Annotated in this window: 20 protein-coding genes; 17 read left to right on the forward strand and 3 right to left on the reverse strand. The window is 60.3% G+C overall.

From position 1 onward, the window contains the following. Positions 1-41: 41 nt before the first annotated feature. From KTJ77_RS13165 to KTJ77_RS13175, 3 genes are all read left to right on the forward strand, one after another. Positions 42-1,370, forward strand: coding sequence for a GAF domain-containing protein (locus tag KTJ77_RS13165; protein ID WP_217339009.1), 1,329 nt, complete (start codon positions 42-44; stop codon positions 1,368-1,370). 176 nt (positions 1,371-1,546) lie between these two features. Continuing rightward, positions 1,547-3,094 (forward strand): aldehyde dehydrogenase family protein, encoded by a 1,548-nt coding sequence (locus tag KTJ77_RS13170; protein ID WP_217339010.1) that lies wholly within the window; start codon positions 1,547-1,549, stop codon positions 3,092-3,094. Positions 3,095-3,245: 151 nt separating this feature from the next. Then, on the forward strand, positions 3,246-3,653 hold the full coding sequence (locus KTJ77_RS13175) for a DUF779 domain-containing protein (protein ID WP_217339011.1): 408 nt from the start codon (positions 3,246-3,248) through the stop codon (positions 3,651-3,653). Positions 3,654-3,724: 71 nt separating this feature from the next. Here KTJ77_RS13175 and KTJ77_RS13180 read toward each other — a convergent pair whose 3' ends face one another. Then, positions 3,725-5,341: a glycosyl hydrolase family 28-related protein gene (locus tag KTJ77_RS13180; protein WP_302180759.1), complete on the reverse strand. Its 1,617-nt coding sequence runs from the start codon at positions 5,339-5,341 to the stop codon at positions 3,725-3,727. A 377-nt stretch (positions 5,342-5,718) separates the two neighbouring features. Between KTJ77_RS13180 and KTJ77_RS13185 the strand changes: the two genes are divergently transcribed. Genes KTJ77_RS13185 through KTJ77_RS13750 form a run of 13 tightly spaced genes read left to right on the forward strand, consistent with a single transcriptional unit; the run spans position 5,719 to position 17,536 of the window. Further along, positions 5,719-7,098: an ABC transporter substrate-binding protein gene (locus KTJ77_RS13185; protein WP_217339013.1), complete on the forward strand. Its 1,380-nt coding sequence runs from the start codon at positions 5,719-5,721 to the stop codon at positions 7,096-7,098. A gap of 35 nt (positions 7,099-7,133) precedes the next feature. Further along, entirely contained in the window at positions 7,134-8,087 is a 954-nt protein-coding gene (locus KTJ77_RS13190; protein WP_217339014.1) for an ABC transporter permease, read from the forward strand. Further along, entirely contained in the window at positions 8,080-8,934 is an 855-nt protein-coding gene (locus KTJ77_RS13195) for an ABC transporter permease (RefSeq protein ID WP_217339015.1), read from the forward strand. The genes KTJ77_RS13190 and KTJ77_RS13195 overlap by 8 nt, the downstream gene beginning before the upstream one ends. Then, on the forward strand, positions 8,931-9,899 hold the full coding sequence (locus tag KTJ77_RS13200; RefSeq protein WP_217339016.1) for an ABC transporter ATP-binding protein: 969 nt from the start codon (positions 8,931-8,933) through the stop codon (positions 9,897-9,899). The genes KTJ77_RS13195 and KTJ77_RS13200 overlap by 4 nt, the downstream gene beginning before the upstream one ends. Further along, positions 9,896-10,738: an ABC transporter ATP-binding protein gene (locus KTJ77_RS13205; protein WP_217339038.1), complete on the forward strand. Its 843-nt coding sequence runs from the start codon at positions 9,896-9,898 to the stop codon at positions 10,736-10,738. The genes KTJ77_RS13200 and KTJ77_RS13205 overlap by 4 nt, the downstream gene beginning before the upstream one ends. A 28-nt stretch (positions 10,739-10,766) precedes the next feature. Then, positions 10,767-11,498, forward strand: coding sequence for an IclR family transcriptional regulator (locus KTJ77_RS13210; protein ID WP_217339017.1), 732 nt, complete (start codon positions 10,767-10,769; stop codon positions 11,496-11,498). Further along, positions 11,495-12,346 (forward strand): amidohydrolase family protein, encoded by an 852-nt coding sequence (locus KTJ77_RS13215; protein WP_217339018.1) that lies wholly within the window; start codon positions 11,495-11,497, stop codon positions 12,344-12,346. The genes KTJ77_RS13210 and KTJ77_RS13215 overlap by 4 nt, the downstream gene beginning before the upstream one ends. 42 nt (positions 12,347-12,388) lie before the next feature. After that, on the forward strand, positions 12,389-13,330 hold the full coding sequence (locus KTJ77_RS13220) for a dihydrodipicolinate synthase family protein (protein ID WP_217339019.1): 942 nt from the start codon (positions 12,389-12,391) through the stop codon (positions 13,328-13,330). Then, positions 13,323-14,078: an SDR family oxidoreductase gene (locus KTJ77_RS13225; protein WP_217339020.1), complete on the forward strand. Its 756-nt coding sequence runs from the start codon at positions 13,323-13,325 to the stop codon at positions 14,076-14,078. The genes KTJ77_RS13220 and KTJ77_RS13225 overlap by 8 nt, the downstream gene beginning before the upstream one ends. Beyond that, on the forward strand, positions 14,075-14,803 hold the full coding sequence (locus KTJ77_RS13230) for a PIG-L deacetylase family protein (RefSeq protein WP_217339021.1): 729 nt from the start codon (positions 14,075-14,077) through the stop codon (positions 14,801-14,803). The genes KTJ77_RS13225 and KTJ77_RS13230 overlap by 4 nt, the downstream gene beginning before the upstream one ends. Then, positions 14,800-15,972: a mandelate racemase/muconate lactonizing enzyme family protein gene (locus KTJ77_RS13235; protein WP_217339022.1), complete on the forward strand. Its 1,173-nt coding sequence runs from the start codon at positions 14,800-14,802 to the stop codon at positions 15,970-15,972. The genes KTJ77_RS13230 and KTJ77_RS13235 overlap by 4 nt, the downstream gene beginning before the upstream one ends. 23 nt (positions 15,973-15,995) lie before the next feature. After that, positions 15,996-16,889, forward strand: coding sequence for a sugar kinase (locus tag KTJ77_RS13240; protein WP_254367864.1), 894 nt, complete (start codon positions 15,996-15,998; stop codon positions 16,887-16,889). Between the two features lie 38 nt (positions 16,890-16,927). Continuing rightward, positions 16,928-17,536, forward strand: coding sequence for a bifunctional 4-hydroxy-2-oxoglutarate aldolase/2-dehydro-3-deoxy-phosphogluconate aldolase (locus KTJ77_RS13750; protein WP_217339024.1), 609 nt, complete (start codon positions 16,928-16,930; stop codon positions 17,534-17,536). A 1-nt stretch (position 17,537) separates the two neighbouring features. On the opposite strand, the gene KTJ77_RS13250 is transcribed toward KTJ77_RS13750, so the two are convergent. Together KTJ77_RS13250 and KTJ77_RS13255 are read right to left on the reverse strand one after the other, a co-directional pair. Further along, positions 17,538-18,746 (reverse strand): hypothetical protein, encoded by a 1,209-nt coding sequence (locus tag KTJ77_RS13250; RefSeq protein WP_217339025.1) that lies wholly within the window; start codon positions 18,744-18,746, stop codon positions 17,538-17,540. A 42-nt stretch (positions 18,747-18,788) separates the two neighbouring features. Next, positions 18,789-19,733 carry a hypothetical protein gene (locus KTJ77_RS13255; RefSeq protein WP_217339026.1) on the reverse strand — a complete coding sequence of 315 codons (945 nt, stop codon included), beginning with the start codon at positions 19,731-19,733 and terminating at the stop codon, positions 18,789-18,791. 152 nt (positions 19,734-19,885) lie between these two features. Between KTJ77_RS13255 and KTJ77_RS13260 the strand changes: the two genes are divergently transcribed. Then, entirely contained in the window at positions 19,886-21,565 is a 1,680-nt protein-coding gene (locus KTJ77_RS13260; RefSeq protein WP_217339027.1) for an ABC transporter substrate-binding protein, read from the forward strand. Positions 21,566-21,608: the final 43 nt, after the last annotated feature.

A 21,608-nucleotide genomic window follows, 5' to 3' on the forward strand; every position in this document is an offset into this window, starting at 1 on the left:
GTCATGCGTACACTGGAGGGCATCGTTCGCAGAGGAACAGCATGACTTCACAGTGGGCAGTGCCGCACGGTGTGACCCCCGAAACATCACGCCTGCTGATTGAACGTGCACACGAAGAGATCATCGCAGGCAATCTCGGCGATGCCCGTCTGCTTGACGTGCGTGAACTTGTGCGGGAATCTTGGCGCCGCTCCCTCGCGTCGGCCGTCGGTGCCGAAGATCTGCCGCCGCTGGAGTTCACGCGCGAGGCGATTGAGGCGTACCGACGGGACCACCCGCTCGCCGGAGCCCGCGACATGATCCGCGCCCTCCTGGTTCCGGGCGATGCCGCATCCTCCGGCGTTGTCGTCGCTGTCGGCGATGCCGCTGGGCGCCTGCTGTGGGTCGAGGGCGACCACGGCATCCAATCGCTCACCAGCGACATGGGCTTTGTGGCTGGCGCGAACTGGTCAGAGCAGGTGGTCGGAACCTCGGCACCAGGAACAGCGCTGGCGCTGGGACAATCGGTGCAGATTCAGGGCGCGGAACACTTCAACCGCTTCGTGCAGCCGTGGTCGTGCACGGCGGCCCCGGTGCGCGACCCTGAAACGCGCGAGATCCTCGGAGTCATCGACGTCACCGGAGGCGTCGAAGCCGTCACCCCTCAAGCCCAGCTTCTCGTCGACGCGACGGCGAGGGCTGTGGAGTCGGAACTGCTCGTCGCGCGCCTTCGGCACCGCGCCGAACCGCAGCAGTCACCCGCAACACCGCGCCGCGCACCCGCGCGCACGGCGCGCGCCAACCTGCGCGTGCTCGGACAGGAACGCGCCTATCTCGCCGTCGAGGGTGACGGTGTCAGCACACACTCCCCGCTCGGTACCCGTCACGCTGAAATCCTGCTGATGCTGGTGATTCACCGGCAGGGCCTGTCGGCCGAACGCCTCACCGAGCTCGTATACGGGGAGGGCACCAGTATCGACACGTTGCGACCCGAAATGGTGCGCCTCCGCAAAGTCTTGGCCAAGGTCGCGCCATTTATCGAGCTGGAATCCCGTCCCTACCGCCTCACGCCGATCATGGAATCCGACGCGCACCAGGTGCTCTCGCTGCTCGAGCGCGGTGCGCACCGCGTTGCGCTCGCGGCCTATGTCGGCGACGTCCTCACCGACTCCATTTCACCCGGGGTGGAAGACTTTCGCGCCACCGTGCGCACCGCGCTGCGTGAAGCTCTCATCGCGGAGGCGAGCGCCGACGTTCTGCTGGAATACGCCGACACCGATGCCGGACGCGATGACCTTGAGGTGCTGCAACTCGCTCTTGGGCTGCTGCCTGCGCGCTCGCCCAAACGCTCGATGCTCGTGAGCCGTATCGAACGCCTCACCGCGGAGTAGTCACCGCGGTAGTGAACCCGCAACTTCGGCACTGACCCCGCAGCCCCGGAATTTCCGCGGCATTCGGCGGGTGTCGAGCCGCGTGCAAGGTTGTGCAACGTTGCACGACGTACCTTCTGTGCAACGCGATTCACATCGCCACAGGTTCCACTCACAGATGTCAAAGGAGACAGCTCATGACCATTGTTGAAGAAGGCGTATCGAGCATCTACGCCGCTCCCGGCCAGGCCGGATCCGTCGCCACCTACCGTGCTCGCTACGGCCACTACATCGGCGGCGAATGGGTCGACCCGATCAAGGGACAGTACTTCGAGAACATTTCACCCGTGAACGGCAAGCCGTTTTGTGAGGTTGGCCGCGGCACCGTTGAAGACATCGACCGCGCTGTCGACGTCGCATGGAAGGCATTCCAGGGCTGGAAGAAGACCTCCCCCACGCAGCGCGCAAACATCATGAACAAGATCGCCGACCGCATGGAGCAGCACCTCGAAGCGATCGCCGTCGCGGAGACGTGGGAAAACGGTAAGCCCGTTCGTGAGACGCTCGCCGCCGACATTCCGCTCGCCATTGACCACTTCCGCTACTTCGCCGGCGCGCTTCGCGCTCAGGAGGGCGGCCTCAGCCAGCTTGACGAGAACACCGTCGCCTACCACTTCCACGAGCCGCTCGGCGTGGTCGGTCAGATCATTCCGTGGAACTTCCCGATCCTGATGGCGGTCTGGAAGCTCGCGCCCGCGCTCGCGGCAGGCAACTGCATCGTGCTGAAGCCGGCCGAGCAGACGCCAGCATCGATCCTGTTCCTGTTCGACATCATCGGCGACCTGCTGCCTGCCGGTGTCATCAACATCGTCAACGGCTTCGGAATTGAGGCTGGTGCGCCCCTCGCATCGCACAAGAAGATTCGCAAGATCGCCTTCACGGGTGAGACCACGACCGGGCGCCTCATCATGCAGTACGCCTCGCAGAACCTCATTCCGGTGACGCTCGAGCTCGGTGGCAAGTCGCCGAACGTGTTCTTCGAAGACGTCGCCCAGCAGGATGACGCGTTCTACGACAAGGCACTCGAAGGCTTCACGATGTTCGCCCTCAACCAGGGCGAAGTCTGCACCTGCCCGTCACGTGCGCTGCTGCAGAAGTCGATCTACGACTCCTTCCTCAGCGACGGCCTCGAACGCGTTGGCAAGATCGTGCAGGGCAACCCGCTCGACCCCGCCACGATGATCGGTGCGCAGGCCTCGAACGACCAGCTCGAGAAGATCCTCTCCTACATTCAAATTGGTCAGGAGGGTGGCGCGAAGCTCCTCACCGGTGGCGAGCGCGTCGACCTCGGCGGCGACCTCAGCGACGGCTTCTACGTCGCCCCGACCGTCTTCGAAGGCACGAACGACATGCGTATCTTCCAGGAGGAGATCTTCGGGCCGGTGCTCTCCGTCACCAGCTTCGAGAACTTCGACGACGCCATTTCGATCGCAAACGACACCCTCTATGGCCTGGGCGCCGGCGTGTGGAGCCGATCGGGTGACACCGCGTACCGCGCCGGCCGCGCGATTGAAGCCGGCCGCGTCTGGACCAACACCTACCACCAGTACCCCGCACACGCTGCGTTCGGTGGCTACAAGCAGTCCGGTATCGGCCGCGAAAACCACCTGAAGATGCTCGAGCACTACCAGCAGACCAAGAACCTGCTGGTCAGCTACGCAGAAGGACCGATGGGCTTCTTCTAAGCCCACTACCGTCGATTTCCCCGGGCGCCGGAAAACCTGAACCCCTTCCTGGCACCGGCGCTCGGGTGAACAATGGACTCCCACAAACCAGGGTGGGAGCAGGGCCGCTCCTGCTCCCACCCTTAACCGCTTGTATGGCAAAGGAGCCGTCATGAGTGAGTTTTCGCGGGTGGCTGTGACCGATGAGGCAGCCGAACTGTTGCGGGAGTTGACCGCGCAGCATGGGCCGCTGATGTTTCACCAGTCGGGTGGGTGCTGTGACGGCAGCGCCCCGATGTGTTATCCGGTCGGAATGTACATGCTCAGCGCCGTCGATGTGCATTTGGGCTCGTTGCATGTTGACGGGCTCGACCCGATTGAGGTGTACATGTCTGAGTCGCAGTTTGAGTACTGGAAATTCACGCACCTGACGATCGACGTCGTCGAAGGCCGCGGTGCCGGCTTCAGCGTCGAAAGCCCGACGGGCAAGCGGTTTCTCATCCGCTCACGGATGCTCACCGACGCCGAAATCGCTCACTTCGGGTTGCTCCCGGAGTCTCCGGTAACGCGACGACCGTAACTGTTCTGTAGGACAAGCTATTTGCAGAACGAGCATGGGGGCGCCGGGGACCATTCGGCACCCCCCAAGTTTCAGCTGGTCTTGGTGAGGGTTACGTTATCGACGCTTGCGCTGTCGCTGGGCCCCCAACCCGACCCAACATTGTCAACCCCGATGCGGTAGTTGCCGGGCGTTGTAACCGTGAAATTAAGGGTCTCGGTGGTCCATGCCGTGGCGGTTGTTGTGCTCGATGCCACGGTCGTGAGCGGCGAGGCCTGCACTGCCAGCAACCGGAAGGGTGTGCCGGTCGTTTTGACATCGACCGTCAGTGAGTAGGTGCCAGCGGCGAGGTAGATCCCCTGCGTGACACTCGCATAACCGGTGTTGTAGCTGGGCACCGTGGCGTATCGTCCCGTCGGGCCGACCGAGACTGCCGCGGTTGCACCCTCGGTTGACCAGAACGACAAACCAACCTGGGTCGGCCACGCATTGCCGCCGTCGAAGTTGTTGTTGTAGAGCCCTGTCGCGTTGCTCGATGTGGCGAAGTTGTAGACCGTCGGGGCATCGGTTTCGAGATCGGTCGTGGCCATGCCTGCTAAGCCCGTGCTCAGTGACCCGCCGGAACCAGGGGTGATGAACAGATCGTTGTCCACGAAACGGAGCCACTTGCTTGGCGTCTTGTCGCCAATCGACGAGTGATAAATGTCTTGATTGAGGGCACCGATGGGGTACGTCGCCGTGAAGGAGTTGTCGTGTACGTTGACGCGGGAGATCTCGACGGCGGACTTATCGGGTGCCGCCGCTGTCCAGTTAATGAACAAGAAACCATGCGATCCGTTCGTGGCCTGGTTATTCACCACGTTCTGGTAGATCTCGATGTTGTCACTCGGAGTGGGAGTGTCAGAGTTCCACCATGCGCTGCGGCGAGGGTCGTCGTAGCTGGCCCACACGTAGATGCCGTCATCGAGCGTCGTCAGATCGTTGTTGTGAACAACGAGATCTGAACTGTTCATGATCGAAATGCCATCGGAGTTGAGGGTCGCGGGTGCCGTCGTCGTGACGCCCGAAATCTCCCCACTGTCAGTGCTACGCACAGTGATGTTGTACGCGGAGGCACCGGAGATCGTCACGTCCTTGATGGAGTAGTTCGAGACCTCAAACAATCCCACGCCGTGCGTGAGGATGCTCGTTGAGTCGCCGCCGTTGCGCGTAAGGGCGATTTCGCCGTCGCCGGCAAGGTGAACATCGGTTTCATTGCCGGCGTAGATGAACGGATAGTTCTGATCAAGGTACGTGATGAACGCGATGGTGCTTCCGGGGATGACGCGGCCAAGTTGCGGAGTATTGGCGTAGTCGGCGGTGTTCTGGCTCTGCTTCAGGACTGCGTTGGCGGCGATTTCGAGCGTCACGTGCGAATCGAGTACGAGGTTGCCAGACAGGAAGACCGCGGGCGTCGTCGCCGTGCCTCCGGGCAGCGTGACGGTGCCACCACCTGCGGCGGCAACCGCGTCGATGGCGTCTTGGATTGCCTGCCGATCATTGGTCGTTCCGTCGCCAATTGCACCGAATGCGTAGACGTTGACGTTGGTCGCAGCGGCTGCGGGGCTCGCAAACGTCAGGGAACTGGCGACGAGTAACGCGGCGGAGCACGCGGTTGTCAATCGTGCGATTCGTCGCTGTTTTGAAGGGGTTGCGGTCTGACTGGACATTCTCATGCCTTTCATTAGATGGAAGTCTCTTTCAGCCTGTGTAACGGGACGATACGGGCAAACCTTCGCTGGCCACAAGAGGCTCGAGAAAGACTTTTGGGTTTCGCGTCGCGGAACTCGTCGAAGGAAAGGCAAAAAATGCTTGCAACTGGGGTGGAGATATTGTTCACTGACTGAACAGGCATTCCACCCATTGAAATAACCGAGAGGCAAGCATGAAGAAACATTCCGCCCTCGTCGCACTCTCCGCCAGCGTTTTACTGCTGGGTGGATGTAGTGCGAGTGGATCTACGAATTCTGGATCTGAGTCTGGATCTGGATCAGAAACTACAACGCTTACCGTTGGTGCGTCGGCCGCTATCACCACGCTTGACCCGGTGGTGAAGACAAACGCCTGGGAACAGGTCTTGTTTGGGCTGATGTGGAACGGGCTCGTTAAGACAAATGCTCAGGGCGAGATCGAAGGTGATCTTGCTGAGTCGTGGTCGTCGAGCGACGACCTGATGACGTGGACGTTCAAGCTTCGGTCTGGAGTTGAGTTCTCGAACGGTAACGCCCTGACGGCGCAGTCCGTCGTTGACACGATTGCGTACTACCAGGATCCTGACACGGCCACGCAGCTCAAGAACAATGTCGCACCGATCAAGAGCGTGTCCGCAACGTCCGAAACCGAGGTTGTTTTCACGCTGGACGCGGCCAACGCACTCTTCCCCCAGTCGATTGAACTGGTCAAAGTTGTTGACAAAGAAAACATCGACGAGCTGGCAACTAAGCCGGCCGTCACGGGCCCGTACATGGTCAAGGAGTTCGTCACAGACGATCACCTGCTGCTGACGATCAACCCGGACTACTTCGGCGAGAAGCCAGCCATTACGGAGATCGACCTCGTGAAGGCCGCCGATTCCTCCGCAGCGGTCACCGCTCTGCAGTCTGGTGACCTCGACGTGGTGTGGTCAGTACCGCTTTCGCAGGTCGCCTCGATCGAGGGAGAGGGCTCACTCCAGGTGATCTCTCCCGAACTGATCGGTCAGTACGTGAGCTGGGAAGTCGACATGACGTCGCCGCCTTTCAACGACGTACGCGCTCGCCAAGCGCTTGCCTACGCCATTGACCGTGACGCCATTCTTGCGAATGCGTACTACGGCCAGGGAGTGACTTCACCGACGAACAACCCGCTTACGGAGAACAACCCCGCGTTCGGCGGTGACCTCACGGACTACTCCTACGACCTTGACAAGGCCAAGTCGCTGTTTGCCGAAGCCGGCATCAAGGAGGGCGATTCAATCATCTGGTGGGGTGCGTCGAACGCCTACCCGGAGTGGAACACTAGTGCCCAAATCCTGCAGGCGAGCCTGAAGGAGATCGGTATCACGCTCGATATCCAGAACACCGATATCGCGACGTGGCCGTCGAAGTTCTATCCCGCCGGCCAGACCTATCCCAACATGGTGGTTCCGAACTTCCAGTCCTACCAAGCGGTGCCGAGCGACCTGTTCCTCTTCCTGCAGTCAGGGCGTTGTGAATGCAACTGGAACAGCACGGAGTTTGACGACCTGTACGCCTCGGCGATCACTACGGGAGATGTCGCTGAGCAGAACAAGGCGTGGGCAAAGGTTCAGGAACTCATGAACCAGGAGGTACCAATCTACGTACCGGTTCAGTTCACGACGGTGACGGCTGCAACTGGATCAGTCACGGGAATCTGGGTCGACAGCGGAGGTACACCGCACTTCGAGAATGCAAAGCTCTCGGACTGAACCCATCGCACGCAGGATGACTGGAAAGAACTGACATGGCCTACGTTTTTCGGAGGATCGCCACGAGCGCAGCAATGCTGCTCCTCGCGTCAATTCTGATCTTCGTCATCCTGCGTGCCCTCCCTGGCGACCCGGTCCTCGCACGACTGGGTGCGTCACCCGGAGTGACACAAGAAACTTTGGACCGGCTTCGCGAGGAAGCCGGGCTCGAGGATCCGCTCATCTTCCAATACCTGGGATGGGTAAAGGGTGCTCTCACAGGAGACCTCGGAATGTCTTACTTCAGCAATGCGCCGGTTGCGGAGCTCATCTCCACCCGAATGTGGCCCACGCTGCAGCTGACCGTCATGACAGTAGTCCTCGCGGTCTTGATCGCTGTTCCCGCAGCGATCCTGGCAACGCGTCGGCCCCACGGGCTCGCCGACCGAACCATCGCCTTCTTCTCTTCCGTCGGAATGGCCTTCCCGCCGTTCATCGCCGGAATCATCTTGATCATCGTGTTCGCGGTGACACTAAAATTGCTCCCCGCACGTGGGTATGTTCCCTTCTTTGAGGATCCAATCGGCAACTTGTCGCGAATGATCCTCCCCGCGCTCGCCCTCACCGTCGCCGCGAGCCCGCTCGTCTTTCGACACCTCCGTAGCACACTGAACGATGCGCTGCGCTCCCCCTTCAGCCGCACGGCTGCAGGCAAGGGCGGCTCTGCGACTCGGGTCGTGTTGCAGCACGCGTTGCCGAACGCCAGCATCCCCAGCTTGACGATGGTCGGTTTGATCTTCGGATACACGCTCGGCGGCAGCGTCATCGTCGAATACGCATTTGGAATCTCGGGACTCGGCACGTTGTCGATCGAAGCTGCGTTTCGACGCGACTACGCCGTACTCCAGTCCACCGTCTTGTTCGCCGCGGCGATGTTCATCCTTGTCGCGCTCCTCGTTGACCTTCTCATATATCGCCTCGACCCCCGATTGAAGGTGTCCAATGGCTGAGCTCACCATCACCAGCGTCATCCGCACCGGTCCGTTCGCACCAAAACGTCGATGGCGACAGCCTCTCGTTCCGCTCCTCCTGGCGCTTGTTGTTCTCGCTTGTTTCGTGGGCCCTACCTTCCTTCCGCATGCAGCCGATCAGGTCAACAACTCCAACCCATTCGCCCCACCCAGCTGGGACCACTGGTTCGGCACTGACGAAATCGGCCGCGACATGTTCGCGCGGGTACTCGTTGGAGGGCAGATTTCCCTCAGCGTCTCCTTCGGCGCGGTGGCAGTTGCATTCGTTGTCGGAACCATATGGGGAACGGTGGCAGCGCTACGCAAGGGGTGGGCAGACGAGCTGCTTATGCGTTTTGCAGACATCTCTATGGCAGTGCCGCAAATCTTGTTTGCCCTGCTCTGTGTCGCAAGTTTCGGGGCCTCAATTCTGTCGCTGATTCTCATCATCGGCCTCCTGCTGGCACCATCGACCGCTCGTATGGCGCGCGCAACGCTGCTCGAAGAACTTCGTCTCGACTATGTGGCAGCAGCTCGGGCCTACGGTGCGAGCACACCACGCGTTCTTCTCACCGAAGTTCTCCCTAACGCGTTGCCGGGCCTCTTAGCGCAGACTGCCATCAACGTTGCCAGTGCCATGATTCTCGAGGCGAGCCTCAGCTTTGTCGGACTTGGCGTACCACCACCCGCCATGTCATGGGGAGTCCTCATGCAGCAGGGCTACGGCCAGCTCTTCTCCCACCCGCTGTACATCGTTTGGCCGGCCGTCGCGATGCTCATGACGGTGTTGCTTCTAAATCTTGTCGCTGACCGCGGAGGAAATCGCTCGAAGGAGGCGACGCAATGACGGTTGTACTCGATGTCAAGGACCTAAGCGTGGGAACAGCGCACCTTCAGCTTCTCCGTGGAGTGACGCTCGCGCTCCATCGAGGCGAGCGACTGGGGCTTGTGGGGGAATCTGGCAGTGGTAAGTCGCTAACCGCCCTCAGCATCATGCGGCTTTTGGAATTACCGGCCAAGATCACGGGCGGCTCCATCAGTATCGATGGAAACGACTTGACCGGGATTTCTCGCCGAGCCCTGAACGGGTTTCGAGGTCGTCGCATTGCGATGATCTATCAAGATCCGGGTGCAGCACTTAACCCATTGATGACCATCGGATCCCAACTCGAAGAGGCGATTCGGCTTCATGACCGATCCGTGTCTCGTGCCGCCTCCCGTGAGCGCACCCTAGCGCTCCTGGAGGAGGTGGGAATTTCCGAACCGATGTCAGCCCGCGACGCTTACCCTCACGAGTTCTCGGGCGGCATGCGTCAGCGCGTCATGATTGCAATGGCACTGTCCAGCGACCCTGAACTACTCATTTGTGACGAGCCCACGACTGCACTCGATGTCACTACACAGGCTCGAGTGATGGAGCTTATCGACCGGCTAGCCAACGAGCGTGGAACTGCGGTGCTCCTAATCACCCACGATCTGGGCGTCGTCGCTGGGTTCTGCGATCGTGTAGCCGTGATGTATGCCGGACAGATCGTGGAGATGACCACGACAGCGTCGTTCCTTAGCGCACCTTCTCATCCGTATAGCCAAGCGCTGCTCGCGGCTTCTCTTGACCTGCAAACACCGGTCGGCACAAGGCTCCCTTCAATTTTGGGCGCTCCCCGTGCACCGCGCGACTTTGATGAGGGCTGTGCATTCCGCGAACGGTGCCCCATTGCGGTGCCAGCGTGCTCGCAAGGCCCAATCCCTCTCGTCGCTGTTGACGCTAATTCCGCGGCACGCTGCATCCGTATCGAGGAGGCTCGATCATGACGTCACCACTCGTATCAGTGCCGACCGCAGCGGCCGCATCGGCTGGCCCGGTTGTATCGGTCACGGGAGTTTCGAAGACCTTCCGGCGCTCCGGCGCCCCGAAACGCGCCGTCAGCAACGTCAGTTTTGATATTTTTGCCGGCCAAACGCTTGGAGTTGTTGGCGAATCTGGGTCAGGAAAGTCGACGCTTAGCCAAATCGTGCTTGGACTACTCCGCCCTGATGAGGGGCGCGTGATGTTTGATGGCATTGATATCTGGGAGCAGAACCATCGTGCAATGAGAAAACTGCGAAGCCGCATTCAAGTGGTGTTCCAAGACCCACACACATCGCTGAATCGCCGACATGACATTCGTCAGATCATTGAGGCACCGCTTCGCGCACATGGTTGGGGCAATGCAGATTCGAGAAGACAGCGTGTAGACGAACTCTTGGATTTGGTCAGAATCCCAGCCGCCCTCGTATCGCGCACTCCCACCCAGCTTTCCGGCGGGCAAGCGCAACGCGTTGCTATTGCCCGCGCCTTGGCGTTATCTCCTTCTTTCATCGTTTTGGATGAGGCTGTCTCCGCACTGGATACGTCGGTGCGAGCATCCGTACTCAATTTGCTCGCAGATCTGCAAGCAAATCTCGGCCTCACCTATCTGTTCATTTCGCACGATCTAAGTGTGGTGCGGCAAAGTTGCCACCGCGTAGCAGTGATGCGGCAAGGGGAATTCGTCGAACAAGCTGATCGAGACACACTCTTCAATAATCCTCAGCACCCCTACACGCGGGAGCTCCTTGACGCGGTGCCATCCGTGCGTCCTTATCCACCTGCCCATGTAGACAGCGAGTAAGACTATGTCGCAGAGTTCAGATCGTCTCATGTCAATTGTCGAATCCTTCCTGGCGCAATCGCGCCAAACCCTTACCGAAGTGGCCAGTGCTTGCTCCCTTGAGCCGGCCACCACAATTAGGTACTTGCGTGAACTCGTCGCACGTGGGTGGCTTGAGCGCGACGAAGACGCGAAAACCTACTCGTTGGGTGTCGCACTCGTGACGATTGGCGCTGCTGCTCAGACGGCACGACCGATGCGAGGTAGGGCGCTCCCGCTCATGCGCCGTCTCCTCGCAGAGTTCGACGAGACCGTCAATATTGCGACAGAGCATCGCGGTGATGTGGTGATCATTGATTCGCTCGAGGGCGGCCGTTCCATCCGACGTGGCGCCATGCTCGGCGAGAAGGACGATTGGTTCGGATCAAGCCTGGGTAAGTGCATCCTCGCGTGGATGCCAGAGTCGCGGGTCCGTGAGCTGTTTGAGAAGGATCCGCCCGTACGGCACACGGCGAAGAGCATCATCACTCTTGACGCGGTGATCACGGACCTCGGTGACGTTAGGGAGCGTGGCTACGCGCTTGACGATGAAGAGTTTGAAATCGGGTTGACCTGCGTCGGTGTGCCTGTGCGTACTGCTGGCGGCGAGGTCACCCACGCGCTGAGCGTCAGTGGGCCCACCCACCGAATTCAGGCACGCCTTGCCGAGATTGTCGCAAGGCTCCAAGAGACATCCCGCGAGATTTCGGCTGCTGCCAAGGCCGAGGAGAAGACGCAATGACAGAGCCACTTGTGACCGTCGATGTCCACACTCACATTGGTCAACACGGGGTGCACGTGCACGACCCGTTGGCTTCGGATGAGGTTGCCGCGTGGGGCAAGGTGAGTTGGGACGTCGACCTCGACGAGCACGCTCAAGCAGCTACCGCCGCGGGGCATTCGATCGTGTTGGCATTCGACGCGGAACCCGTAGGCGTTGTAGTCGACAATGAATACGTTGCCGAAACGGTTGCTGGACACGATAACTTGATCGGGTTTGCCAGCGTCAATCCAACTCGTAAAGACGCTCGGGACCGCCTCGTATACGCCGTTGAGAACCTAAAACTCCGCGGGTTGAAGCTTGGCCCGACGTACCAGCATTTTCACGCTCATGACGCCCGCGCGCTGGCATTGCTCGAGGTCGCGAACGAGTATCGACTGCCCATTATTTGGCACCAGGGGACGACATTTACCCCGGCCGCTATCGCCGAGTACGCTCGGCCGCTTGACCTTGATCTGGTCGCAAGAAGATTTCCCGATCTCCCCATGGTGATCGCACATTGTGGACATCCATGGGCGGAAGAGGCCGCCAGCGTAATTCGTCGCCACCCCAACATGTACATGGATGTGTCAGCACTCGACACCCGACCTTGGCAGTTTGCTCAGTCCCTCGCTTCTGCGTTTGAGTATCGGGTATTCGACAAACTGCTATTCGGGTCCGACTTCCCGTTCTCCACCGTGCAACAGTGCATCGATGGATTACGAAACGGTGCTCGCATTTGCCGCGAGCTTGGCATTGCGCCAATCACAGATCGCGATATTGATGCTCTCTGTGCGCGAGACTCCCTTACTCTTCTCGGTCTGAAATAGACCCTTCCGCTTCAATTCGCTTTTCGTCAGAAGGAGACGCCGATGTCTATCACTGTTCCGTCAATCGACCTACCTACCACCCGTGGCCGGTTGTCCGGCGTTCAAGTGGTTTTTCAAACTCCTTTCACTGCGTCCGGAGCGGTTGACTACGCCACGCTTGACGCCGAAATTGATTGGCTTTTTGCCAACGGCGCAAACGGTGTGGTTTTCGCAATGGTTTCGGAACTGTTGCGGCTGTCCTCGGAGGAACGAGACGCCATTTCGGCAGCGGTAGCGCGGCGATCAATGGGCCGTGGTGACTGTGTCCTCAGCGTGGGTGCTGAGTCCATTGACATTGCAATTCGGCACTCGTTGGTGGCGCGTGATGCGGGGGCGACTGCGGTCATGGCAGCACCGCCCACGCTGTTCCGTGTCGATGATGATTCGCTATTTCGCTATTTCGTCGCCATTGCAAATGCGGCAGAGGTGGAGCTAGTTGTTCAGGATGCGAGTGGGTATGTGGGCGCACCATTGAGCATTGATTTGCAGCGTCGCCTCCAAGTTGAACTGGGCGATCGCGTCTCATTCAAACCGGAGGCGCACCCAATCGGCCCGCGCCTCACGCAACTTCGTGACGCAACAGATGGCGCCGCACGTGTGTTTGAGGGAACAGGCGGGCTCTACCTCATCGATAGTTACCGACGAGGTGCGATTGGCACGATGCCTGCCGGTGACCTGGTGTGGGCTCTCGTGCCGCTCTGGAACGCACTTGAGCGGGGAGACTATGCCGCGGCATACCGGATTGGTGGCCCGTTGGCTCAGATTGTGTCACTTCAGACGAGTCTCGATACCTTCGTAGCCATCGAGAAACGCAACCTCGTGCGCCAGGGTGTATTCAGGTCGGACTTCATGCGTCAACCGGCGGATCAAGACATCGACCCGCAAATGCTGGATGAAGTGGATCGCCTGGTCGACCGTCTCCGTGAGGCGGTTCAAGGTGCTTGAGTCCATCATCGTGGTCGGGGCGGGCGGCGACATCGGCGCAGCATGCGCGCGGTCGGTGGCACGCAAAGGGGACCTGGTCGTTTGCGTCGATCGTGATGGAGCGGCACTTGTTCGCACGGTGCGGCAGTTCAACGATGAGGGAATCTCGGCGGTCGCTGTTGTAGCCGATGCAACTGACGCAGATTTTGCTTCAATAGTGAGTGCCCCCGTCTCCGCGCATGTGCGCAGTCTCATCTATGCCGTCGCGTTCGAGGAACACGAGCCAGCGTCATCGATCTCAGTCGAGAGCGTGCGCCGGAGTTTTGAAACCGGGCCATTGGCCGCGTTTGGGCTTGCGCAGTATCTCTTCACGGCAGGCCTCCTGGGTGCCGGTAGCAGCATCACCATGATCGGATCGCTCCACGCCAAGCATGCCTTTAGCCGAACCCTTGGATACAACTTGGCGCAGGCTGGAACCGCATCGTTAGTACAGACGCTTGCGCACGAATGGGCACCCCACGGGGTCCGCGTCAATGAAGTGGTGCCGGGCTGGACGCAAACATCGGGTGAAGTTCAGTTGTATGGCGAAGAGCAGTTGAAACGTCGGCAAAGTCAGTTGCCGATGGGCCGCGCAGGAGCCGTTGACGATATTGCGAAGGCTGTGGCTTTTCTTGCCTCTTCCGACGCTGATTATGTCTCGGGGGCCCGATTGGCTGTCGACGGAGCGCTCGGAGCTTCGCTCGCTACGCTGCCGGGAGAAGCCATATGAATGTTGTTGTTGTCATTGCCCACCAGGACGATGAAATGAGGTGCTTGGGCACGTTGCTACGCTATCGCGACGAAGGACACAGGGTCGCGATAGTCTGCGTGACCAACGGTAACCGAGGCCTGCCCTTCACTGATGAGAGCACGCTGGCGGATGTGGCGGCCGTGCGCGACCGTGAGATGCGCAGCGTGTGCGCCGTCATCGGTGCCGACTACCACTGCCTAGATCGTGGGGATGGGGCCGCTGTAGCCGACCTTGAACTGAGGAATCAACTGGTCGGTGTTCTCCGCACGCTCGAAGCCGATGTCGTATTCACGCACTGGACGTCGGACTACAACCCAGACCACGTTGCCACGGCGCGCGCGGTGATTGACGCAGCACTCTTCACCAGCCTCGGCTCATTTGCGCCAGGAACCGCACCGCTTAGGCGTCCCCCGGGAATATTTCACATGTCGCCAGGCGATGGATACGGGTATGAAGCAACGCACTTCGTGCCGTTGACAGAAGCGATATCCACAGAGAAGTCCCGTCTGATCCGTCTGCACGTGAGTCAGATGGGTGTGCTCAAGCATATGCGTGGCCGTGACTATGCCGACGATGTCGCTGAAGAAGATCGACGAAACGGTGCTCGTATGTTGGTTGATGCCGCCGAAGCATTTCGGCCCTGTCTTTCCGAACGACGGATCCCGTGGCCTGACAGCCTGCCGGGGTCCGAGGTCGAGCGATGAGAATCACCGACGTATCCGCGCACCTGCTGCAGGGGACACAAACTTACGGCGCTCACTCAGAAGCAGAGGAAGCCACCGATCAAGGCGATTATCTACTGTTGGTGTGCGTGCGAACGGATGAGGGACTCGAAGCCTGGGCTGATGTCGAGACGCTGGGCCCAGTTGGTGCCGCGGTAATCGACGGACAAAGTATGGGCGGTGCAGGGTTTCGAACCCTACGCGAGATTCTGGTCGGAACCGATCCCCTTGACATTGACTCGCGGTGGCAGGACATGTACCTGGACAGCGCGTACTACGGGCGGCGCGGCGTCGTCATGCAGTGCATCTCAGCGATTGACAACTGCCTGTGGTCGATCGCCGCGCAAGCGGCCGGCCTGTCGCTCGCTGAGATGCTCGGTGGGCGACGTCGCGACCGTCTCCCGGCCTATGCCTCCACATTGTTTCGGAGCACACCGGAGGGCAACGCGGCGGCGGCGCGACGATATCGTGACCTCGGCTTTCAGGGTGTGAAGTTTGGGTGGGGTGGCTTTGGCGTTGACCCGGGCCTTGATCGCGCGAATCTCGACGCTATCCGTGAAAACCTTGGTGGACAGTCACTCATGATTGACCCCGGCTGGTACGTCACAATCAATGGCCGGGCAATGCTCCGGGAGCCCGCCGCGGTAGATAAAATGCTCGATCTTGTCGCGGACTATTCGCCGCACTGGGTTGAGGATATCGTTCATCCGGACGAGTTGGAGACCTACGCGATCCATGCGAACCGTCATCCGGAGATCCGATTCGCTGCCGGAGAGCAGCAGGCCACCCGGTGGGAATTTGAACGACTGCTTGCGACTAACGCGTTGAGCGTTGTCCAGCCAGACCTCTCACGGTGTGGCGGGTTGACGACGGCGCTTCAACTCGCGGCCAGCGTCGGAGAGCAATGTGAGATCGTCACGCACTCTTGGCTGACAGACCTGCTGCATGGCTATAGCCTGCACTTCTTGGCATCGTTGCCGACAGCCAACTGGGTCGAGTTCAACGTTGCGCAGAGCGATCTCAGCGATGGGGTTACTCAGGGAAAAATGGCCCTGGAACCAGACGGAACAGTTTTGATCCCGGATGGTATCGGTATAGGCATCGATGTGGACGCCGCTTTTATTGGATCTCATGGGGTGATGCTGACGTGAGTCTTGTAACAGCAGGCGAAGCGATGTGCCTATTTCTGGCCGAGGATGAGTTGCCGTTGCGCAGTACCCGCGGGCTAGATATCGAGATCGCGGGGTCTGAGATAAATGTTGCGGTTGGGGTTGCGCGACAGGGTCACGATGTATGTTTCATCGGCCGAGTTGGTAACGATGCGCTCGGTGACCGTGTCTTGCAGACAATCCGTGCCGAAGGCGTGCAGGCGCTGGTGACGATCGATGAAAAGCAGCCAACCGGTATCATCGTGCGCGATCGTGCGCGCGATGGGCGGACAACCTCGGTCGCCTATTACCGCAACGGGAGCGCTGGTTCTCGACTATCTCCCAGTGACCTTGGAATTGATGCGCTGAACGACGCGCGGATTGTGTTCATCTCCGGGATAACAGCGATGATCTCCGCAACCGCGCGTGAGTTCTGCGAAAAGTTCATGAGTGAAGCGCGGGCGGCAGGAGCGGTTATTGTATTCGACCCAAACATCCGGGTTCGTCTCGGTGCTGTCGAAGAATGGCGGCGCACGACTGTTCCACTCCTGCGTAGCGCAGATGTGGTGCTCGCAGGTGATGACGAGCTCGATAACTTGGGCGTCAGCGTCGAGGATCTCCTGCTCGCCGGGGTTCGCACAATCGTGGTCAAGCACGGCAGCAAGGGGGCTACCCTGGTCGAAGCGCACAGACAGGTTGAGCTACCGGCATTTCCGACACAGGTGATTGACACCGTTGGCGCAGGTGACGCGCTCGCGTCGGGCATGATTTCCGGCATGCTCGCAGGGCTCGGTTCGGTTGAGGCTGTTGAGCGGGGAATTCGGATTGCCTCGAGCGTCGTGGCTTGCTCGGGCGATACCGCCGGGCTTCCTTATAAGGGAGAGATACCGATGCATGCCGAATCGGTGGTGATTCGGTGAACAGCATTCGGCGCCAGAACCTCGTTCGAGAGCTGCCAGTGCAGCGAGTTGTCGCTATCGTCCGCGAGAGATCGGAGGAATCTGCGCGGCAGGCCATGGCTCGACTATTGACCGCAGGTGCGCGTGTTATTGAAGTATCGCTAACGACGCCCGGCGCGATTAGTGTGATTGACGAGTTCTCGAACCATCCAGATGTGCTCGTGGGAGCCGGAACCGTGATGTCGGTTCGGCAGGTGTCTGACGTCGCAGCCGCCGGCGCTGCTTTTTGCTTGTCGCCGATCTTGGACCCCGATATCGTGGCGGCTGTTCACGCTCGTGGAATGGAGATGATGCCTGCCGCCATGACTCCGACGGAAGCAGTGCTCGCAGTACGGCTCGGCGCCGAAGCAGTCAAAGTGTTTCCGGCAAGCGCGTGGAGCCCCGATATCGTACGCGATGTTCGACAAGCACTTCCTGACTTGTGCCTTGTTCCTACGGGGGGCGTACGCGTTAGCGACGTAGATGCATGGTGGGATGCCGGCGCGCTTGCCGTAGGATTAGGCGGGGCACTGAAAAAAATGGCAGATGATGACCTCCGAAGCCTTCTGCAAAGGGCCTCATCCGCTCACGGATGCTCACCGACGCCGAGACGACCGCGTTCGGTCTGATCTAGAAGCGCACGGCCTGAATCAGCACCCAGCCGATGATCGCGACCACGACGATCAGTATCGACACCCAGTTCGCGCCGCGCCGCAGGCGTCGTCCCTGAGGAGCCACCCCCGTGGGCCCGAGGTACGGGTTCGGTGGGCGAACCCCCGCGGGCGCGGCCTGTGCGGCTTGCGTGAACGTCATGCCCATTGCGGCGCCCACCGTCGGCTGAGCAGCCGGAGCACCGGAGGGGGCACCGACTGCGGGAGTCTGCGGAACCATACCCGCAAACCCAGCCGGAGCCGTGGTTCCGGTAACCGGGTTCTGAGCTTGCAGACGCAACCGGTCGTCGCGCCAGCGCTCCCACTGATCCACCTTCGTCAAGAACGAATCAATCACCGAGTACATCCACGCCCATACATGTGGTTCCAGCGTCACGAGGTGGCGCTTCGAGTAGAAATACACCCAGTCATCGATGATTTCGACGTCGAGTTCGGCGGCGTTGTCGATGAAGCGCACCATGACGTCAGGGGTGAACAGGTAGAGAGCGTCGCGCTCGTAACCCGACGGGCAGTACAGGCGAAAATACCGATCGAAATCGCCCTCAAGACTCAGATGCTGATCCCGATCAAAGCGAATCGGGAGATTGGAACCAAAGAATCCGCTGTTGCCCTCGGCATCGAGAACGATGTGGGGAAGAAGATTCTCCAGTCGCACCGCGACATAACCCCACTGATGCGTCTGTTGTGACTTCCCGGAGCCCGTCGTGTACTGATAGTTGCCAAATTCGACCGGACGCACCGATCTCGTCCGCAAGACGCTGGTGTGCATGCGTCCGCTACCCACGTCAAACAGCATCCCGTTGTACTTACCCGTGTGCTTGCCAACGTAGGTGAGGTCATTGGCGCGCGCGAACGCCCACAGGTGCAGTGCCTGATTGAACTGCGAACTGTACGTCAACCACGCGATCCCGCCAGCGATGAGCGCACCGACGATGGCAAAGCCGATTGTCGCCCCAATCGCCGCCGAGCCGTTCGAATGACTCATTGCCGCGCCCATCACGAGGCCAGCGAAGCCGCCAAACAGGAGGCCGCCCGTCGCCCAGAGTGGGGAGTTATTCGTCGGTGCTCCGGGCGTCTTGCGAAACTCCGCCGTCCACTCCGGGCTGATCGGCCCGGTCAAAAGTTCTGGATGCAGCGGGCCGCGAGCCCAGCGTTGATCACGTGTCATGTGTGTCCCCCTACGATTTGATCGTAGTCACGTGGCTGAAAATCAGCCGTTGATCGTGTCGGCGTCGGCCGTCAGATCGGCCTCCGCCGCCAACTCCCACGTCTCCAATCGCGAATCAGCAACCAGCGCGGCAATGAGTTCGGCGCTACCGCCAATGACGGTGGAATCCCAGTCGATTTCGCTCACCACAATCCACGCCTGATCAGTGGGCCAGAGTAGCGCAGGTCCATGCGTGTGCGACGTGTGATGCGGGTCTTGCCACAGCACCGACTCCTGCCAGGTCGGGTATGTGAAAACTCCCGGTGAAGCCGAGAACAACACGTATTCGCGTTGCGGCAACTCGAAACGTGGGCCACGCGACGCGTCATCTGCGACGATCCCCGGCAGCCACACCTCCTTGCCATACGGGTTGTTCATCATTGACCGGCGAATACGACCCAAAAACGATTCGTGCGGCGACTCACCACGCGCAGCACCATCAATTGGGCGCATGACGCCGACAAGATCGCCCCAACCAGCCCAGACCGCAGCAAAACCCGAGCGCGGGGTTGCGGTGTGCTCGACAGCCGTCTGCACGATCGCCGCAAGCAACTCAGGCTCCAAGAACCCCTGCTCGCCCCCGGTATATTCAGCACCATCCGCACTGAGTGCTCGCTGATACGGATCGGTCGCCCGCGTCACCGCATGCCACTGCGCCATCGCATGCATCGTGGTTCCGAACGCCTCCGCGACCTCGCCCCACGACACCCGCGAGTCAACGTATTTCGCGATCACGCGCTCCGCGTCTGCGTCTGACAGGCGGACCATCTCGTCGGCAGACGGAACCACGCCACCGGGGAGGGTGCGCTTCGTCGCTGGGTGAAAAATGCGGGCGTACGCCTCGAATCCCCGCGGCACCACCATGTGCATCGAGCGGTCAGCCGACCAATCCGCGCTGAGGCGCGGCGTGATCCAATCGCCGACGGAGACATCGCTTTGCCAGTGCATGCCAACACTCTATTGATGCGGTGTGTCACGCACTATGTGCAAAAACATATCGCTTCGGTGTCTTTGGTAGCGCTCGGACCGAGCGCCCGGTAGGTTCAGTAGTCACTCAAGGTGGTGCGTGAAGAGGCGCATCAGGAGGGATCCACAGCAACATGCAAAAATCACGAGGACGCCTCGCGGCGGTCATCGCGGGTGCAGCTGTCATCACGCTTGCCCTGGGCGCCTGCGCTCAGTCCGAGCGCGGCGACACCGGTGGCTCGAACGGTGACGGCGGCGACAGTGGCGTTGACAGCACCTTTGTCTTTGGTGCGTCGAGTGACCCAGCAACGCTTGACCCCGCGTTCGCACAGGATGGTGAAACCTTCCGCGTCGCGCGTCAGGTGTTCGAAGGTCTCGTCGGCACAGTACCCGGAACGGCCGACGCTGCTCCCCTGCTCGCAGAGAGCTGGGAGACGGCAGAAGATGGTCTCAGCACAACGTTCAAGCTGAAGGAGGGCGTCACGTTCCACGACGGCGAGCCCTTCAACGCTGAAGCCGTTTGTGCAAACTTTGACCGCTGGTACAACTGGGAGGGCTTGGCAGCGTCCGAGGCTCTCGGTTACTACTACAACAAGCTCTACAAGGGCTACGCATCTGACCCGTCGACTGCTGTCTACGAGTCTTGCGCCCCCGACGGTGACTACTCGGTCACCGTGACCCTGGCTAAGCCCTTCGCCGGTTTCGTGCCGTCGCTGAGCCTGCCGTCGTTCTCGATGCAGTCGCCGAAGGCGATGGAAGAGTTCGGTGCTGACGACGTGGGAGGCACCGCTGAGGCGCCGACGATGTCGGAATACGGCAAGGGACACCCGGTAGGAACCGGTCCGTTCAAGTTCGAATCATGGTCGCCGGGTGAAAACGTGACCCTCGTTGCCAACGAGGACTACTGGGGAGACAAGGGCCAGATCAAGGAGATCATCTTCCGCGTGATCGATGACCCGACGGCTCGCCGTCAGGCACTCGAATCTGGTTCCATCGACGGCTACGACCTCGTCGGCCCCGCAGACGCGAAGGCTCTCGAAGACGCCGGCTACAACATGGTGTCGCGCCCGCCGTTCACGATCCTGTACCTGGCGTTCAACCAGGCGATCCCGGAGCTGCAAGACATCAAGGTTCGTCAAGCACTCTCCTACGCGATCGACAAGGATGCGCTGATCTCGCAGGTTCTCCCGGAGGGAACCCAGAAGGCAACGCAGTTCATGCCGCCGGTCGTTAACGGTTACAACGACGACATCACCACGTATGACTACGACCCGGAGAAGGCTAAGGCTCTGCTGGCTGAGGCTGGTTACACCGAAGCCAACCCACTGAAGCTTGACTTCAACTACCCGGTCAACGTTTCGCGTCCGTACATGCCAGACCCCGAGCAGATCTTCACCGTTCTGGCATCGCAGCTGGCAGAGGTCGGAATCCAGACGACGCCGATTTCGAACGAGTGGGTTGACTACCTCGACCTCACCACCGGAACCTCGACGCACGGTATCCACCTCCTCGGCTGGACGGGTGACTACAACGACACCGACAACTTTGTTGGCGTCTTCTTCGGCCAGAAGGGCAACGAGTGGGGCTTCGACAACCCCGAGCTGTTCGCTGCTCTCGACTCGGCGCGTGGCATCGCTGACCTCGACGAGCAGACCGCTCTGTACGAGGACATCAACGAGCAGGTTGCCCTGTTCGTCCCCGGTGTGCCGCTGGCACACCCGGCTCCGACGCTCGCATTCAGCGACCGTGTTGAGAGCTTCCCGGCAAGCCCGGTCAACGACGAGGTCTTCAACGAAATCGTCCTGACGAAGTAAGTCGGAGTGGTGGGTCGGCGCCCAAGCGACGCCGACCCACCAC

It is taken from the genome of Microbacterium sp. NC79 (assembly GCF_019061125.1).
In the GTDB taxonomy this organism is placed as follows: Bacteria; Actinomycetota; Actinomycetes; order Actinomycetales; family Microbacteriaceae; genus Microbacterium.